The following is a 14,845-nucleotide window of genomic DNA, read 5'->3' as shown; positions in this document are numbered from 1 at the left end:
CGGTTCCCGTCCTGCCGACGGCTGGAAGGAGGTCGCCCCCTCGGACCCGCCGCCGCCCTGCGGACGCGACACCGAGGCGCACCTCCCCTCCCGAGGCCGGACCCGTGAGAGTCGGACCAGGAGGACGCCATGACCATGGATGTCAGCTACATCGCCCGCAACATCAGCCTCTCGGAGAGCTTCCGCGACCACGTCGTCGAGCGCACGGAGCGCCTCCAGCGGCTCGCCGAGGGCGCCGACACGCTCGAGGTCCGCGTGACGAAGGTCTCCCACCGCAAGCACTCGGACGAGGCGGTCCGCGTGGAACTGACGGTCCGCGGCCCGCGGGACGTCGTGCGGGCTGAGGCTGCCGCGGACGACGAGCTGGCAGCCTTCGACAAAGCCGCCGCCCGACTGACCGAGCGCCTGCGGCGCCTGCGCGACCGGCGCAAGGACCGTCGCCACCGCAAGATCGGCGCCTCCCGCGGCGCGGGTGAGGTCGGCTTCGTGCCACCGCTGCCGCCGTCGGGCGCCGCGCCGGCCGCGGAGGACGCCTCCGCGCAGGACGCCCCCGAGGCGGGCACCCCGGTGCGCATCCGGCAGAAGGCGTTCCCCGCGACCCCCATGAGCGTGGACGACGCCGTGGATGCGATGGAGCTGGTCGGCCACGACTTCTACCTCTTCCAGAACGCCGAGACCGGCGTGCCCTCCGTCGTCTACCGCCGCCGAGGCTGGAGCTACGGCGTGATCCGCCTGGACGAGTCCCTCCCTCAGGATCACGTCTCCGCCTCCGAGGGGGAGCAGGCATACCAGACGCGGGAGGACTGACCGCCCCGCCGACGTCGACCACGACCTGCTGACGCCGCGACGCCCCTCCCCTCCGGGACGGGCGCCGCGGCCCGTCCGGACTCGGCCCGTACACTGTCCCGGAGACCGCGCCACGGCCGCGCGCGAGGGGCATCCCGTCCCGCCCCGGCCACACCGCAAGGGAGCAGAGAACCAGTGCCTTCGATCATCGACCGCGTCCTGAAGATCTCGGACAACCGCGTCCTCAAGCGCATGCAGGCCACGGTGGACGCCGTGAACCTCCTCGAGGACGACTTCCGGGCGCTCAGCGACGCGGAGCTGCGTGCCGAGACGGACACGCTCCGGGCCAGGCATGCGGACGGCGAGTCGTTGGACCTGCTCCTGCCGGAGGCCTTCGCCGCGGTCCGCGAGGCCGCGGGACGCACGCTCGGCCAGCGGCACTACGACGTCCAGCTGCTCGGCGGCATCGCGCTGCACCAGGGCAACATCGCGGAGATGAAGACCGGCGAGGGCAAGACCCTCGTGGCCACCGCCCCGGCCTACCTCAACGCGCTGTCCGGCAGGGGCGTGCACGTGGTGACGGTCAACGACTTCCTCGCCTCCTACCAGGCCGACCTCATGGGCCGCGTGTTCCGCTTCCTCGGCATGCAGACGGGCGTCATCGTGGCGGGCCAGACCCCGGCCGTACGGCGCGAGCAGTACGCCGCGGACATCACCTACGGCACGAACAACGAGTTCGGCTTCGACTTCCTCCGGGACAACATGGCCTGGTCCCTCGACGAGCTCGTGCAGCGTGAGCACCACTACGCGATCGTCGACGAGGTGGACTCGATCCTCATCGACGAGGCCCGCACCCCGCTGATCATCTCCGGCCCCGCCCAGGGAGAGGCCAACCGGTGGTACGGCGAGTTCGCCCGACTGGTGCGCCGACTCGAGGCGGACACGGACTACGAGGTGGACCACAAGAAGCGCACCGTCGGCATCCTCGGCCCCGGCATCGAGAAGGTCGAGGACCACCTCGGCATCACGAACCTGTACGAGACGCAGAACACCACGCTCATCCAGTTCCTGAACAACGCGGTCAAGGCCAAGGAGCTGTTCAAGCGGGACAAGGACTACGTGGTCCTCGACGGCGAGGTGCAGATCGTCGACGAGCACACGGGCCGCGTCCTCAAGGGACGCCGCTACAACGAGGGGCTCCACCAGGCCATCGAGGCCAAGGAGGGCGTCGAGGTCAAGCCCGAGAACCAGACGCTGGCCACGGTGACCCTGCAGAACTACTTCCGCGGCTACGAGAAGCTCGCCGGCATGACGGGCACCGCCGAGACGGAGGCCGCCGAGTTCACGTCGACCTACGGCCTCGGCGTCGTCGTGATCCCGCCGAACCGGGAGCGGCAGCGCGTGGACCGCAACGACGTGGTGTACAAGAACGAGAAGGTCAAGTTCGACGCCGTCGTCGACGACATCGCCGAGCGGCACGCGAAGGGCCAGCCGGTCCTGGTGGGCACCACCTCCGTGGAGAAGTCCGAGTACCTCTCCACGCTGCTGGCCAAGCGCGGCATCCGCCACGAGGTCCTGAACGCGAAGAACCACGCCCGCGAGGCCGCCATCGTGGCGCAGGCGGGCCGCCCGGGCGCCGTCACCGTGGCCACCAACATGGCCGGCCGCGGCACCGACATCATGCTCGGCGGCAACGCCGAGTTCACGGCGGTGGCCCGCATGCAGGAACTGGGCCTCGACGCCGCCGAGGACCCGGAGGCGTACGAGGCCCGCTGGCCCGAGGTGCTGGCGCAGGCCGAAGCCGCTGTGGAGGACGCGCACCGCGAGGTCATCGAGGCCGGCGGCCTGTACGTGGTGGGCACCGAGCGCCACGACTCGCGCCGCATCGACAACCAGCTGCGCGGTCGTTCCGGCCGTCAGGGCGACCCGGGCGAGTCCCGCTTCTACCTCTCCCTCACGGACGAGCTCATGCGCAACTTCAACCCGGGCGTGGCCCAGCGGATCATGAACAGTCCGTCGATCCCGGACGACATGGCGCTCGAGTTCGGCTTCGTCTCGAAGGCGATCCAGAACGCGCAGGCGCAGGTCGAGGGGCGCAACGCCGAGCAGCGCAAGAACGTGCTCAAGTACGACGACGTGATGAACCGCCAGCGCGAGGCCATCTACACGGACCGCCGGTCGATCCTCGAGGGGGAGGACCTGCAGGACCGGGTGCGCCGCTTCGTGGAGGACGCCGTCGGGAACATCGTGGACGCGGCCACCGAGGAGGGCCAGGCCACCGACTGGGACCTCGACCAGCTGTGGCGGGACCTGGCAGAGCTCTACCCCGTGGGCATCTCGCAGGAGGACGTCCTCGACGAGGTCGGCGGCCGTGGCCGGCTCAAGGCCGAGGTCCTCAAACGCGAACTCGTCTCCGATGCGCTCCTGGCGTACGAGGACCGGGAGGCGCAGGTGGGATCCGAGGCGCTGCGGGAGGCGGAGCGTCGCGTGGTGCTCGCCAGCATCGGGCGCCACTGGCAGGAGCATCTCTACGAGATGGACTACCTCAAGGAGGGCATCGGGCTGCGCGCGATGGCCCAGCGCGAGCCCCTCGTGGAGTACCAGCGCGAGGGCTACACGATGTTCCAGAACATGCTCGCCGGCATCCGCGAGGACGCCGTGCGCACGCTGTTCCAGGCGCAGATCAGTGCGGCCCCCGCGCCGACGTCGCTGCCCGGCGTCAAGGATGCCCGCGCCGTGACGATGGCCCCGCAGATCTCGGTGGAGGGCATCGACGCCCCGCAGCGCCCGGCGCAGCTGCGTTTCACCGGTCCGTCCGAGGACGGGCAGAGCGCGGTCACCCGCAGCGGCACGGACTCCGGCGCCACGGTCGCCGCGGGCACGAACCGCCGCTCCCGCCGTCAGGCGGAGCGCCGCGGCCGCCGCGGCTGACCGGCACCCCGCCACGACGCAGGACGAGGGCCCGCAGACCTCCAGGTCTCCGGGCCCTCGATCGTCAGTCCGACGGGGCGATCCGGCTCAGCCGATCTCGACCGACGTCACCTTCCAGCGGCTGAGCCGCCGCTCGAGTCGGAGTGCGAAGGCCCGGGCCCGGCCCTCCCACAGCACCGTCGCGCTGGCCTCCACCCGGCCGGGCGCGACCTCGCACACGCGGGCACCCACCGGGCGGGGTGCGGACGCGGGCGCCCGGGGCGGGACGGCCGGGGCGGGTCGTCGACCGGGCCCGGCCGGCGCGACGGCGCCCAGCAGCTCCATGCGACGGGTCAACTTGTCCAGCACCTCGGGCGAGAGCCAGGCGGAGAGGTCCCGCAGGGCACGGCGGCCCGTCTCGACCTCGACGCAGGCGACGGCGATCACGGCGGCGAGCGAGCGGACGCGGCGCAGCTCCTCGCGCCCCTGCTCGGTGCGGGCCCGCCGGGCGATCTCCTCACCGCGGGGCAGGACCGCGGGGCTGTGGGCGGGCCCATGGAGGAGGGTGTCGGCGGTGCGCCGTGCGGAAGCGGTGCGGGGGCGGGTGGCGAGGGCGGTCATGGCGGTCTCCTGAGGACGAGGCGAAGCGGGGGAGTGCAGGGTCGTGGATGTCATGGCCGTGGTCCGTCCACGCCGGCGTGCGGGGCGAACACGGGGGAGGTCAGCACGGTGCCGGGCAGCAGCAGGTGCGGGTCGTCGCCGATCACCCGCCGGTTGGCCTCGTACCAGCGGCGCCACCGGGCGTCGATCTCTCGGGGGGTCGCGTCCGGTCCGAGCTCGGCGGCGGCGAGGTGCCACAGGCAGTCGCCGCGCCGGACGGTGACGGTGGGGTGGTCCGGATCCGCACGGCCGGCGCCGGCGCCCGGCGGGGCTGGCACCGGGGGCCGGGGCGTCCACGCGGCGTCCGGCGCGGGGGCCTCGACGCCGGTGGCGTGCGCAGGCACCGCAGCCACGGTCCAGGAGGCGTCCGGCACGGGATGAGCCGCGTCCGCCCACGCGGCCGGTGCCGCGAGCAGCTGGACGCCGACGACGGCGCCGGCCACGCGTCCGAGCAGGGCGGGCGTGAGGCTCCGGCCCAGGCGGGCCCAGGCCGGCCGACCCGCACGGCGCCCCAGCGCGACGAGCGCCAGCCCGGTCAGGCCCACCGCCCACCACGCGAGCAGTCCGAGCCCGGCGAGACCGGCACCGAGGCCCAGCACGCGCGTCAGTTCCGGCCCTGGCGCGCTGGTGCCCGTCTGCAGCAGCGCCGCGGCACAGGCGAGCAGACCGGGTCCGGCCAGAAGCAGGACGGTGATGCCGACGGCGTCCGCCGCGTCGACCGGACGGGTCGGGGCCGGGCCGGCCGGTGATGTCGAGCGCTCCATGGATTCCCCTCCTGTGTGTCCGTCCGGCCGCGATCCCGTGATCGGGCCGGTGACGATGACCACAGTGAACTGCATGGCCGGATGGGTGTCAAGAGTGATGTTTGGTGATGTTTGATGATGACCGATGTCCGGCACTCAGCCTCCTATGCTGAGCGCATGCGGTGGAACGGACTCTTCGACGACCTGGAGGCGCACTGGGCCGACCTCGGATGGCAGCAGACGGTGGCCGAGGCCGCGGAGCTGACCCGAGCCGAGTGGATGGCGCTGTCCCTGGCGGATCGCCTGCGCGGAGCTCGAGGACGGCAGGTCCGCCTCCACCTGGCCTGGGGCGAGGCCGTGGACGGGGTGGTGCACACGGTGGGCCAGGGCTGGGTCGGCGTGCACGTCGACGGCTCGGGATCGGCGATCGTCACGGTGGACTGCGTGGCGGCCGTGGAGGCCGACCTGACCCGGGCCGCGCTCGCGCCCGAGCTCGCCGCGGCCGGCTGGGGGATGGTGCTGCGCGGCATCGCGCGGACGCGCCAGCCGGTGGCGGTGACGGGGCGCCTCGGCGCGGCACTGGCGGAGGGCACCGTGGACCGGGTCGGCGGCGACCACCTCGACATCGCCCGCCACCCGCGGGACGAGGCTCGGCGGGCCGCGGCCGTCCGCGGGCGGCTCGTCATCCCGTTCGGGGCGCTGGGGACGGTCCGGACCGCGCTGCGTCCCGCCTGAGCAGACCGTGTGGGCTCAGTGGGCCTTCGCGTCCGCCTCGGTCCACTCCCGGACGCGGGCGCGCGTCACTTCCTTCTGACGCTCCACGTAGTCCTCGAGCCAGGACACCTCGATGCGCCACTGGCCGCGGCCCCCGACCTGGATGGCCTGCAGCTCGCCCGAGCGGACCAGGGCGCGGGCGGCCTGACCGGAGATGTTCAGCGTCTCCGCGACGTCGGTCAGGGTGAGAAAGCGCTGCACGGTGCTCCTTCGGTCGAGGCGTCCAGGACGGTCGCGGGCGGCCCACGACGTCGACCCATTCAACCCCGGGAACACCCGGAGGCGACACTTTTCCACAACGTACGCGGCGGATCCGGCGATCTGCGGCCCCAGTGGTTACCCTGGGCGCAGCGCGGAGGGGCCGACACCGACGGGGTGCCGGGGCCGCGGCGGCCCGAGAGGCCGGTCCGAAGGGGGAACATCCGGTGTCCACGACCATGTCCGCGTCCGCCGAGGGCGGCCGTCTGCGCCGGCCCCGCTGGCGGGATCCCCGGCTCCTCGTCGGTCTCGTGCTCGTCCTCGCCTCGATCGCCGGCGTCGTGGCGCTGGTCGCCTCCTCCCAGCGGACCGCAGCGTATTGGACGGCCGCGGAGGACCTGCCCCCGGGCACGCCCATCGCGGCCGGGGACCTGCGGCCCGTGGAGGTCAACCTCAGCGAGGCCGGCGAGCGGTACCTCAGCGCCGATGCCCCGGCTCCGGAGGGGCGGATGGTCTCCGGGACGGTCCGGGCTGGCGAGCTGCTGCCGGCGGCGGCGCTGGTGGACGCGGACCCGGACGGCCGTCGTCCCGTCGGGGTGGCCCTCGACGAGCCGCTGCCGTCCGGCGTGGGAGTGGGAGACCGCGTGGACGTCTGGGTGGCCATGCCCGCGGAGGGCGGCCGCGGCCATGCGGACCCGGCCCGGCTGGCCGAGGCGCTCGAGATCTCCGAGGTCGCGGCGGAGCAGAACGGCTTCGGCGGCTCGGGCACCACCCGGGTGCAGCTGCTGACACCGGAGGAGACCCTGCCGCGCATCGTGGACGCGAAGGTCAAGGACGCGCGGGTCACCCTCGTGCCGGCCCACGGGGTGCGCTGACCGTGCGCATCGCCCTGGCCACCACCGTCCAGCCGGGCCTGGACCACATCGGCCCGCTCGAGCGGCACCAGACGGACATCACCGTGCTCCGCCGGGCCGAGGACCTCGCCGAGCTGCTCGCGATCGCCCGCTCCGGTCTCGTGGACGCGGTCCTCGTGGCCGGGGGCACCGAGTCCCTCACCACCGCCTTCCTGGAGGAGACGGCCCGGCTGCCCCGACCCGTGGGCGTGGCGGCGCTCAGCGAGGTCCGCGCCGAGCGGCGTCGCCTCCGCGGCATGGGGGTGCCCTGCGTGCGCGCCGACGCCGACCCTGAGCAGATCGCCGCCGTCGTCGTGGAGTCCGCGAGCGCGGCGGCGGAGGGTCGCCGGCCGGAGACCTCACATGGGGAGGACGCCGACCACGCCCGGGATCACGGCGAGGACCTCGACGACCTGCCGATCACCCTGGAGACGCTCGGCGGGGACGAGGTGCCCGGCCTCACGGACCCCTGGCGCGACGCCGACGAGCCCGACGACGCCGGGCCGGGCGCCGCCCCCGCCGCGGCCACGTCCGACGACGGCCCCGCCACCGCGGACGAGGGAGCCGACCCCGCTCCCTCACCGGAGGGAGACGAACCGGCCGAACCCGCGCGGGAGTCGTCGCTGGTGACCGTGGTGTGGGGTCCCACCGGGGCTCCGGGACGCACCACCGTCGCCGTGAACCTCGCCGCCGAGCACGCCGTGGCCGGCCGGAACACGCTGCTGGTCGACCTGGACACGTACGGCCCCGCCGTCGGTGTGCACCTGGGGCTGACGGAGGAGTCGGCCGGCGTGGCGCGGGCTGTGCGGCGGGCCGACCACGGCCGACTGGGCGCCGCCGACCTGGCGGCCGCGGGCGTCCGCGTCCGCGTCGCCGGCGCGGACCTGACGGTTCTGACGGGACTCACCCGCGTGGACCGGTGGCCGGAGCTGCGCCCCGCCGCCGTCACCGCGCTGATCGCGGCCGCCAGGGAACGGTGGGACCGCGTGGTCGTCGACGTCGGGTTCGGTCTCGAACAGGACGAGGAGCTGTCCTTCGACGTGCCCGCCCCACAGCGCAACGGTGCGACCCTGGCGGCGCTCGCCGCGGCCGACGAGGTCATCGCGGTCGGAGGGCCGGACGCCGTCGCACTGCCCCGCCTGGTCCGCGGGGTCGAGGAGCTGGCGGAGGTGGCCCCCGCGGCACGGCTGCGCGTCGTGGTCAACCGGCTCCGGCCCGCGGCCGCCGGCGTCGCCCCGCGCGCGCAGGTCGAGGCCGTCTGGAACCGCTACGCCTCGCCCGCCACGCGGCTGGAGGCGTTCCTGCCGTGGGACCCGGCCGCCGCGGACCCCGCGCTGCTCGCCGGCCAGGTGCTCGCCGAGGCCGCTCCGAACAGCCCGCTGCGTCGCGCCCTCGCCACGCTGGCCGGTGTCCCCACCCGCCCCGCCCGCCGCGGACGGCACCGCGCACGGCCCCCGCAGGCCATCGCCGCCGCGTCCTCCGACGCCGCCCGCGACGCCACGGACACGGGCCGCCCGGCACGTCGCCGTACCCTGATCCCATGGTCAGTTCGCTCGCGCAGGACCCCCTGACGTCGCACCCGGACATCGGGGACGAGGACCGCGCCTGGCTGCAGCGGCTCGTGGGGGACTGGCAGCTTGTGGCAGACCTGGCGCTCGCGGACCTCGTGCTCTGGTGCCCCGTGCCCCGCCGCGACGAGGCCGGAGGGTTCGTGGCGCTCGCCCAGGTCCGGCCCTTCACCGCTCCCACCCTCTTCCACCGCGACATCGTGGGATCGCGCGCCCGCGCGGACCTGCGGGCCGTCGTCGGGCAGACGTGGCACGGCGGGGAGCGGGCCGAGGGGGCCGGCCCCGTCGAGGCCCCGGGAGGCACGCTGCAGGTGCGTCTGTGGCCGGTGGTCCGCGCCGGGAGGGTCATCGCGGTCGTCTCCGCGCACGCGGACCCGAACGGCCGCCCGGCGCGCTCGGTGATCGAGGAGAACTACAGCCGGACGGCCAGCACCCTGCTGGACATGATGCAGCATGGCCGCTGGCCGGCGCCCGAGGAGCCCCCCGGCCTCTGGGCGGGCGGCACGCCGCGGGTGGGGGACGGCCTCGTCGTGCTCGGGCCGGACTCGGTCGCCGAGTTCACCAGTCCCAACGCGGTCTCCGCCCTGCGCCGGCTGGGCATCGCCTCAACCCTCGAGGGGCACCGGCTCACCGACGTCCTGGCCAGCACCGACGCCGCCCGCGTGCCCACCGACGAGGGGACGTGGGCCGTGCTCACCGGGCTGCGTGCCGGACGTCGGGAGGTGCAGTCCGGCGGGGTGTCGCTGACGGTGCGCTCCGTCCCCCTCCTCGGTCCGGACGGCTGGCAGGGGGCGCTGCTGCTGCTGCGCGACGTGACCGAGCTGCGCCGCCAGGAGCAGCGTCTGCTCACCAAGGACGCGACCATCCGAGAGATCCACCACCGCGTCAAGAACAACCTGCAGACCGTGGGATCGCTGCTGCGCATGCAGGCGCGGCGCACGTCCTCGCCCGAGGCGGAGCGTGCGCTGCGTCAGGCGATGCAGCGCGTGGACACGATCGCCCTCGTCCACCAGACGCTGAGCGAGGAGATCGAGGACCAGGTCCCCGTGGACGGTCTGCTGCAGCGGCAGTTCCGCCTGGCCGTCGAGGTGGCCGGGGACGGGAGGCCGCTGCAGGTCGCGGTCACGGGTGAGTTCGGTGAACTGCCCTCCCATGTGACCACGCCGCTGGCGCTGGTGCTCAATGAGCTGGCGGCCAACGCCGTCGAGCACGGCACGGCGCCGGACGGTGGCTGCGTGGGCCTGCACGCCGACCGCGAGTCGACCCCCGCAGGAACGGTGCTGGTCGTGTCCGTGACGGACAGCGGCCCCGCCGCCCCCGACGGATGGGTGCCGGGGGAGCCCCCCCGCGCGGGCGAGGGATCGGGGCTCGGACTGCGCATCGTGCACTCGCTCGTGGAGGGGGACCTGCGCGGCACCCTGCGCTGGGAGCGGTCCGACGACGGCGGCACGCGCGTCGTGCTGCGACTACCCCTGACGTGAACCCGGCCGGGCTTGAGGACGGCCCCGTCGACGAGGTCGACGGGGCCGGTGGTCCGGGTGGGTCAGGAGGCGCGTCGGGCACGCGCGGCGCGGCGCTTCATGGCGCGCCGCTCGTCCTCGCTCATGCCGCCCCAGACGCCCGAGTCCTGGCCGGACTCCATGGCCCATTTCAGGCACGTGTCCACGACCTCACACGAGCGGCACACCGCCTTGGCCTCCTCGATCTGCAGGAGGGCGGGGCCGGTGTTGCCCACGGGGAAGAACAGCTCCGGGTCCTTGTCCAGGCACGCTGCTTTACTGCGCCAATCCATCGGTCCGCTCACTTTCTGTCGGAAGAGCCGGAGCCCGCGGGCGCCGGTGGTCACGGCCTCCGTCGGCGGCGGGCGCGGGGGCCTGCGCGGACAACGCGCGGCACGACCGATACGGAGGGCGACCCTGGTCATTGCAACGGGGACCGCCTTCGTACGAACGCGGCCCCCGGAAATCTCTCGCGTGTCATCCTCGCATGGCCCTCACGAGTGAACAAGAGGTGAATGAGGTGCATCACCGCGCTGCACCGCGAGTCCTTCGTCACATCCCGCCCTGACCGAGGCGCCGCCGCGGACGTGGTCCGCGCGCCGCCCGGCGTACCGTGGGGGACACGTCCGTCCCCGCAGCCGTCCGCAGGAGAGGCCCCATGGCACAGTCCCGCCGCCCCGACCCCGTCGCCCCGTCCGAGTCGTCGGGCGCCGACGCGACGACGGTCCCGCCCCGCCCCGGACGGGGCCTGCCGGTGGCCGTCCTCGTGGTCGCCGCGGCGCTCGTGCTCGAGGGGGGCGCGCTCCTCTGGTTCGCCGTGGACGCGGTGGTGCATGCGGCGGACGGGGTGCTCCCGGCCGGCGCCCGCGTGATGCTGATCGTCATCTACGCGCTGCTCGCCTTGTGGATCCTCGCGACCGCCGTCGCCCTGCTGCGCGGTCGGGCGTGGAGCCGCGGCGCCGCCGTCGCGATCCAGCTCTTCAGTGTGCTCCTGTCCTCGTGGCTCTTCAGCGTGGACGCCGCTGCTCTGGGTGGGCCGCTGCTCGCGGTCTCCGGCGTCGCGCTGCTCACCCTCTTCACGACGCCGGTCACCCGGCATCTCGCCCCCGCCCCGGAGGCCTCGACGGACGCCTGAGCCCGGTTCCGACGACGACGGCGCGGCCCCGGTCGGGGGCGCGCCGTCGTCGTCGGGGGCGTGGTCAGTTCACCGGGCCGGTGAACTTCTCGCCGGGGCCCTTGCCCGGGGCGTCCGGGAACGGGGAGGCCTCACGGAACGCCAGCTGCAGCGAGCGCAGGCCGTCGCGCAGCGGGCCGGCGTGCTGGCTGCCGATCTCGGGCGCCGCGGCCGTGACCAGCCCGGCGAGGGCGGTGATGAGCTTGCGGGCCTCGTCGAGATCCATGAGCTCGCGGGCGTCGGGGGAGTCGGCCAGGCCGCACTTGACGGCGGCGGCGGTCATCACATGCACGGCGGTGGTCGTGATGACCTCGACGGCGGGGACCTCGTGGATGTCGCGGATCTCGGCGGGGGCGTCCATGCGGGTGACGTCCTGGGCCTGGCGTTCGTCTGTCATGGTGGTAAGCTTCCCACAGACCACTCCTGGTCCGCGCACGTCCTCGTCATCCGGTGACCCCGGGGTGGCCATGCACGGGCCAAGAGCAGCAAAGTGGAGGCCTCTCTCCCACCCGCGTCAGCAGGATGTCCGGTTCGCCCCGGACCGAGTTGCCGGGTCGCCGGTCGGGACCGCCGCTTCGTGGCGCGCAGCCCGCACCGAGGGTCCCGTCTGCGGGACCGTGTCGAGGCCTCCGTCTGCGTCCGCGCAGGGGAGGCCTTCCTCGTTTCCGAGGGCCCCTCCGGTGGGCGCGGGATCACCCGTCGTCTCGCACAGAGGAGCAGCACCATCAGCGATCCCCGCATCAACGAGCGTATCCGCGTTCCGGAAGTCCGCCTGGTCGGCCCGAACGGCGAACAGGTCGGCATCGTCCGCGTCGAGGACGCCCTCCGGCTCGCCGCCGAGGCGGACCTGGATCTCGTGGAGGTGGCCCCCACGGCCAAGCCTCCGGTGTGCAAGCTGATGGATTTCGGCAAGTACAAGTACGAGGCTGCGGTGAAGGCCCGTGAGTCGCGCAAGAACCAGGTGAACACGGTCCTCAAGGAGGTCCGCTTCCGCCTGAAGATCGACAAGCACGACTATGAGACCAAGACCGGCCACGCCAAGAAGTTCCTGAGCCAGGGCGACAAGGTCAAGGCCATCATCCAGTTCCGCGGCCGTGAGCAGCAGCGTCCCGAACTCGGCATCAAGCTGCTGCAGCAGTTCGCCGAGGACGTCGCCGAGCTGGGCGCCGTCGAGTCGCAGCCGCGCCAGGACGGCCGCAACATGGTGATGGTGGTCGGCCCGCTGCGCACCAAGGCCGATGCGCGCGCGGACCAGCGCAAGAACTCGACCGAGAGCCACCGCGAGCGTCAGGGCGGCGGTTCGCGTCGCGACCAGGCCGCCCGAGAGGCCAAGGAGCGCGCCGCGCAGAAGGCGGCGTCCGACTCCGCCCCGGTGCGGAATTCGATCGGGGACGCGTTCCCCGAGCAGCTGAAGGCCATGGCCGCCCGGACGCAGGAGAACGCCTCCGCGGCCCCGGCCGAGACGAGGCAGGCGCCGACGACCCCGGCCCCGGCCGAGACGAAGCAGGCGCCGAAGACCCCGGCCCCGGCGGCTCCCCGCCCGGCCGTGGCCGCCCCGGCTGGGAAGCCGGCCTCCAGCGCCAAGCCCGCATCGGCCCCGAAGCCGGCCGCGACGCCGAAGCCGCGGTCCGCCGCCACGCCGGCTGCTACACCGAAGCCGCGGTCCGCCGCCACGCCGGCCGCGCCGTCGTCGGCTCCGAAGTCGGCGGCCAAGCCGATGCCGGCCCCGCCCAAGCCCGCCGCCCCCCGCGGCGGTGCCCCCAAGCCCGGTCCTCGGGCCTGACCCCTCGGGGTCGTGGCAGACCAGCCCGGTCCACACGGACCGGGGTGACCAGCACTGCCGTGCGCGCCGCGCACGGCAGCGATGAGTGAAGGAGAACGGCAGCCATGCCGAAGATGAAGACCCACAGCGGTGCCAAGAAGCGCTTCCGCGTGACCGGCTCCGGCAAGATCATGCGCCAGCAGGCGAACCGTCGCCACTACCTGGAGCACAAGTCCTCGCGCCTGACCCGCCGTCTCAAGGGCGACCAGCTCGTCTCCAAGGGCAGCATCAAGCAGATCAAGCGGATGCTCGGCATCTGACACCCCCTCCGGCCTCGCCGGAACCCCTTCCTCCTCGGCCGTGACGCGCCAGTGCGCGCCCCGGGGACCACACAGATTGGAGTACGCACGTGGCACGTGTGAAGCGGGCAGTGAACGCCCACAAGAAGCGTCGGACCATGCTGGAGCGCGCCTCCGGCTACCGCGGCCAGCGGTCTCGCCTGTACCGCAAGGCGAAGGAGCAGATGCTCCACTCGTTCACCTACAACTACCAGCACCGCCACAAGCGCAAGGGTGACTTCCGTCGCCTGTGGATCACCCGCATCAACGCGGCCGCCCGCGCCAACGGCATGACCTACAACCGCTTCATGCAGGGCCTCAAGCTGGCCGGCGTCGAGGTGGACCGCCGCATGCTGGCCGAGATCGCCGTCTCCGACGCCGCGACCTTCGCCGTGCTGGTGAAGACCGCCCGCGAGGCGCTGCCCGCGGACGTGAACGCCCCCGCCGCCTCCCGCTGAGCCGGCTCCGGGGCCCTGAGAGCCCCACCACCACGCCCCAGGCGTGAGCACCCCCGCCGACGGGGCGGGTCCTCCACCGAGGCCCGCCCCGTCGGCGTCTGCGCACCCGCAGCCGAGCCCCGACCAGGAAGACCCCATGACCCCGCACGCCGAGCCGATGACCCATCCCCGCGCCGAGCGCGTGCGCGCGGTGGCAGCCCTGGCGGGCCGCTCCGCCCGACGCCGGACGGGCACGTTCCTCGTCGAGGGGCCGCAGGCCTGCCGCGAGGCCCTGCGCGCCCACCTGGGGGAGGGGCCGACGGCCGCCGCGGGGCAGTGGCGCGCCGGGCGGGTGCTGACCCAGGTGTACGTGTCCGGCGGACTCGTGGACCGGGACCCCGCGCTGGCCGAGCTCGTGGCGCGCGTCCGGGACCGCCCGACGCCGGGTGGTGAGCGCGTCCTGGTGCGCGAGGCCAGCGACGAGGTGCTCACCGCCATGGCCGACGCCGTGACGGGGCAGGACATCGTCGCCGTGGCGCGGATGCCGGAGCCGCAGGCCGTCGAAGCGGTCCTCGAGGAGGCGCGCCTGGCGGCCGTGCTGTGCCGCGTGCAGGACCCGGGGAACGCCGGCACGGTCATCCGGGCCGCGGACGCGGCCGGGGCGGACGCGGTGGTCCTCACGCCGGGCTCCGTCGACCCGTTCAACCCCAAGGTGGTCCGGTCCACCGCCGGGTCGCTGTTCCACCTGCCCGTGGTCACCGCCGTCCCCGCAGAGGCGGCCGTGGCCGCAGCCCGGGCCGCAGGTCTGCAGGTGTGGGCCGCCGACGGCTACGGCGCGGACCGGCTCGACGCCCTCGCCCCCGGGGTGGTCGCCGCGCCGACCGCGTGGCTGTTCGGCAACGAGGCCCAGGGCCTGGACGACGGCGAGCTTGCGCTGGCGGACCGCCGGGTGGCGGTGCCGCTGTACGGGGCCGCGGAGTCCCTGAACGTGGGGACCGCCGCCACGGTGTGCCTGTACTCGTCCGCGATGGCGGGGGCACGGCGCGCCGGCTGACGTGGCGCACGAGGCGTCGCCAGCCGTCCGGACACGCAGAAGGGGCGGG

At 74.1% G+C, this 14,845-nt stretch carries 16 protein-coding genes; 11 read left to right on the top strand and 5 right to left on the bottom strand.

Going from position 1 to position 14,845, the window contains the following annotated elements:
• Positions 1–129 precede the first annotated feature (129 nt).
• Together hpf and secA are read left to right on the top strand one after the other, a co-directional pair.
• Positions 130–807 (top strand): ribosome hibernation-promoting factor, HPF/YfiA family, encoded by a 678-nt coding sequence (gene hpf, locus MLUT_RS18850; RefSeq protein ID WP_012750976.1) that lies wholly within the window; start codon positions 130–132, stop codon positions 805–807.
• A 174-nt stretch (positions 808–981) separates the two neighbouring features.
• Complete coding sequence (gene secA / locus MLUT_RS18845; RefSeq protein WP_012750975.1) at positions 982–3,717, top strand: preprotein translocase subunit SecA; 2,736 nt, start codon at positions 982–984, stop codon at positions 3,715–3,717.
• Between the two features lie 87 nt (positions 3,718–3,804).
• Here secA and MLUT_RS18840 read toward each other — a convergent pair whose 3' ends face one another.
• Positions 3,805–4,317 carry an Rv3235 family protein gene (locus tag MLUT_RS18840; protein WP_012750974.1) on the bottom strand — a complete coding sequence of 171 codons (513 nt, stop codon included), beginning with the start codon at positions 4,315–4,317 and terminating at the stop codon, positions 3,805–3,807.
• A 50-nt stretch (positions 4,318–4,367) separates the two neighbouring features.
• On the bottom strand, positions 4,368–5,120 hold the full coding sequence (locus MLUT_RS18835) for a LysM peptidoglycan-binding domain-containing protein (protein ID WP_012750973.1): 753 nt from the start codon (positions 5,118–5,120) through the stop codon (positions 4,368–4,370).
• Positions 5,121–5,276: 156 nt separating this feature from the next.
• Between MLUT_RS18835 and MLUT_RS18830 the strand changes: the two genes are divergently transcribed.
• The gene (locus tag MLUT_RS18830) at positions 5,277–5,834 is read left to right on the top strand and encodes a hypothetical protein (protein ID WP_012750972.1); all 558 of its coding nucleotides are present in this window, start codon (positions 5,277–5,279) and stop codon (positions 5,832–5,834) included.
• A gap of 15 nt (positions 5,835–5,849) precedes the next feature.
• Here the strand turns inward: MLUT_RS18830 and MLUT_RS18825 are convergent, their stop codons facing one another.
• The gene (locus MLUT_RS18825) at positions 5,850–6,074 is read right to left on the bottom strand and encodes a helix-turn-helix domain-containing protein (protein WP_012750971.1); all 225 of its coding nucleotides are present in this window, start codon (positions 6,072–6,074) and stop codon (positions 5,850–5,852) included.
• Positions 6,075–6,298: 224 nt separating this feature from the next.
• On the opposite strand from MLUT_RS18825, the gene MLUT_RS18820 reads away from it, so the two are divergent.
• From MLUT_RS18820 to MLUT_RS18810, 3 genes are read left to right on the top strand one after another with little or no spacing between them, the layout of a single operon-like run.
• A complete protein-coding gene (locus tag MLUT_RS18820; protein WP_012750970.1) occupies positions 6,299–6,946 on the top strand; it encodes a CpaB family protein in 648 nt (215 codons plus the stop codon).
• Positions 6,947–6,948: 2 nt separating this feature from the next.
• Positions 6,949–8,535, top strand: coding sequence for a MinD/ParA family ATP-binding protein (locus MLUT_RS18815; protein WP_012750969.1), 1,587 nt, complete (start codon positions 6,949–6,951; stop codon positions 8,533–8,535).
• The gene (locus MLUT_RS18810; RefSeq protein ID WP_012750968.1) at positions 8,505–10,013 is read left to right on the top strand and encodes a sensor histidine kinase; all 1,509 of its coding nucleotides are present in this window, start codon (positions 8,505–8,507) and stop codon (positions 10,011–10,013) included. The genes MLUT_RS18815 and MLUT_RS18810 overlap by 31 nt, the downstream gene beginning before the upstream one ends.
• A 62-nt stretch (positions 10,014–10,075) precedes the next feature.
• Here MLUT_RS18810 and MLUT_RS18805 read toward each other — a convergent pair whose 3' ends face one another.
• On the bottom strand, positions 10,076–10,324 hold the full coding sequence (locus MLUT_RS18805) for a WhiB family transcriptional regulator (RefSeq protein ID WP_002854852.1): 249 nt from the start codon (positions 10,322–10,324) through the stop codon (positions 10,076–10,078).
• A 365-nt stretch (positions 10,325–10,689) separates the two neighbouring features.
• On the opposite strand from MLUT_RS18805, the gene MLUT_RS18800 reads away from it, so the two are divergent.
• Positions 10,690–11,166 (top strand): hypothetical protein, encoded by a 477-nt coding sequence (locus tag MLUT_RS18800; protein ID WP_012750967.1) that lies wholly within the window; start codon positions 10,690–10,692, stop codon positions 11,164–11,166.
• Between the two features lie 64 nt (positions 11,167–11,230).
• Here MLUT_RS18800 and MLUT_RS18795 read toward each other — a convergent pair whose 3' ends face one another.
• Entirely contained in the window at positions 11,231–11,602 is a 372-nt protein-coding gene (locus tag MLUT_RS18795; protein WP_012750966.1) for a DUF1844 domain-containing protein, read from the bottom strand.
• Between the two features lie 180 nt (positions 11,603–11,782).
• On the opposite strand from MLUT_RS18795, the gene infC reads away from it, so the two are divergent.
• The 4 genes from infC (at position 11,783) to MLUT_RS18775 (ending at position 14,796) form a co-directional block, all read left to right on the top strand.
• Positions 11,783–12,988: a translation initiation factor IF-3 gene (gene infC / locus MLUT_RS18790; RefSeq protein WP_012750965.1), complete on the top strand. Its 1,206-nt coding sequence runs from the start codon at positions 11,783–11,785 to the stop codon at positions 12,986–12,988.
• Positions 12,989–13,092: 104 nt separating this feature from the next.
• Positions 13,093–13,287, top strand: coding sequence for a 50S ribosomal protein L35 (gene rpmI, locus MLUT_RS18785; RefSeq protein WP_002853699.1), 195 nt, complete (start codon positions 13,093–13,095; stop codon positions 13,285–13,287).
• An 89-nt stretch (positions 13,288–13,376) separates the two neighbouring features.
• A complete protein-coding gene (gene rplT / locus MLUT_RS18780) occupies positions 13,377–13,763 on the top strand; it encodes a 50S ribosomal protein L20 (RefSeq protein ID WP_002853696.1) in 387 nt (128 codons plus the stop codon).
• A gap of 136 nt (positions 13,764–13,899) precedes the next feature.
• Entirely contained in the window at positions 13,900–14,796 is an 897-nt protein-coding gene (locus MLUT_RS18775) for a TrmH family RNA methyltransferase (RefSeq protein ID WP_012750964.1), read from the top strand.
• Positions 14,797–14,845 lie beyond the last annotated feature (49 nt).

The sequence above is a fragment of the Micrococcus luteus NCTC 2665 genome (assembly GCF_000023205.1).
GTDB lineage: Bacteria > Actinomycetota > Actinomycetes > Actinomycetales > Micrococcaceae > Micrococcus > Micrococcus luteus.
Note: the sequence above shows the minus strand (reverse complement) of the source record. Positions and strands in the feature narration are given on the sequence as shown.

What these genes read in the sequence shown, in the direction of transcription:
- hpf (WP_012750976.1), top strand. Translation starts at nt 130, where the DNA reads ATGACCATGGATGTCAGCTACATCGCCCGCAACATCAGCCTCTCGGAG.
- MLUT_RS18840 (WP_012750974.1), bottom strand. Translation starts at nt 4,317, where the DNA reads ATGACCGCCCTCGCCACCCGCCCCCGCACCGCTTCCGCACGGCGCACC.
- MLUT_RS18835 (WP_012750973.1), bottom strand. Translation starts at nt 5,120, where the DNA reads ATGGAGCGCTCGACATCACCGGCCGGCCCGGCCCCGACCCGTCCGGTC.
- MLUT_RS18830 (WP_012750972.1), top strand. Translation starts at nt 5,277, where the DNA reads ATGCGGTGGAACGGACTCTTCGACGACCTGGAGGCGCACTGGGCCGAC.
- MLUT_RS18810 (WP_012750968.1), top strand. Translation starts at nt 8,505, where the DNA reads ATGGTCAGTTCGCTCGCGCAGGACCCCCTGACGTCGCACCCGGACATC.
- MLUT_RS18805 (WP_002854852.1), bottom strand. Translation starts at nt 10,324, where the DNA reads ATGGATTGGCGCAGTAAAGCAGCGTGCCTGGACAAGGACCCGGAGCTG.
- MLUT_RS18800 (WP_012750967.1), top strand. Translation starts at nt 10,690, where the DNA reads ATGGCACAGTCCCGCCGCCCCGACCCCGTCGCCCCGTCCGAGTCGTCG.
- MLUT_RS18795 (WP_012750966.1), bottom strand. Translation starts at nt 11,602, where the DNA reads ATGACAGACGAACGCCAGGCCCAGGACGTCACCCGCATGGACGCCCCC.
- rpmI (WP_002853699.1), top strand. Translation starts at nt 13,093, where the DNA reads ATGCCGAAGATGAAGACCCACAGCGGTGCCAAGAAGCGCTTCCGCGTG.
- MLUT_RS18775 (WP_012750964.1), top strand. Translation starts at nt 13,900, where the DNA reads ATGACCCCGCACGCCGAGCCGATGACCCATCCCCGCGCCGAGCGCGTG.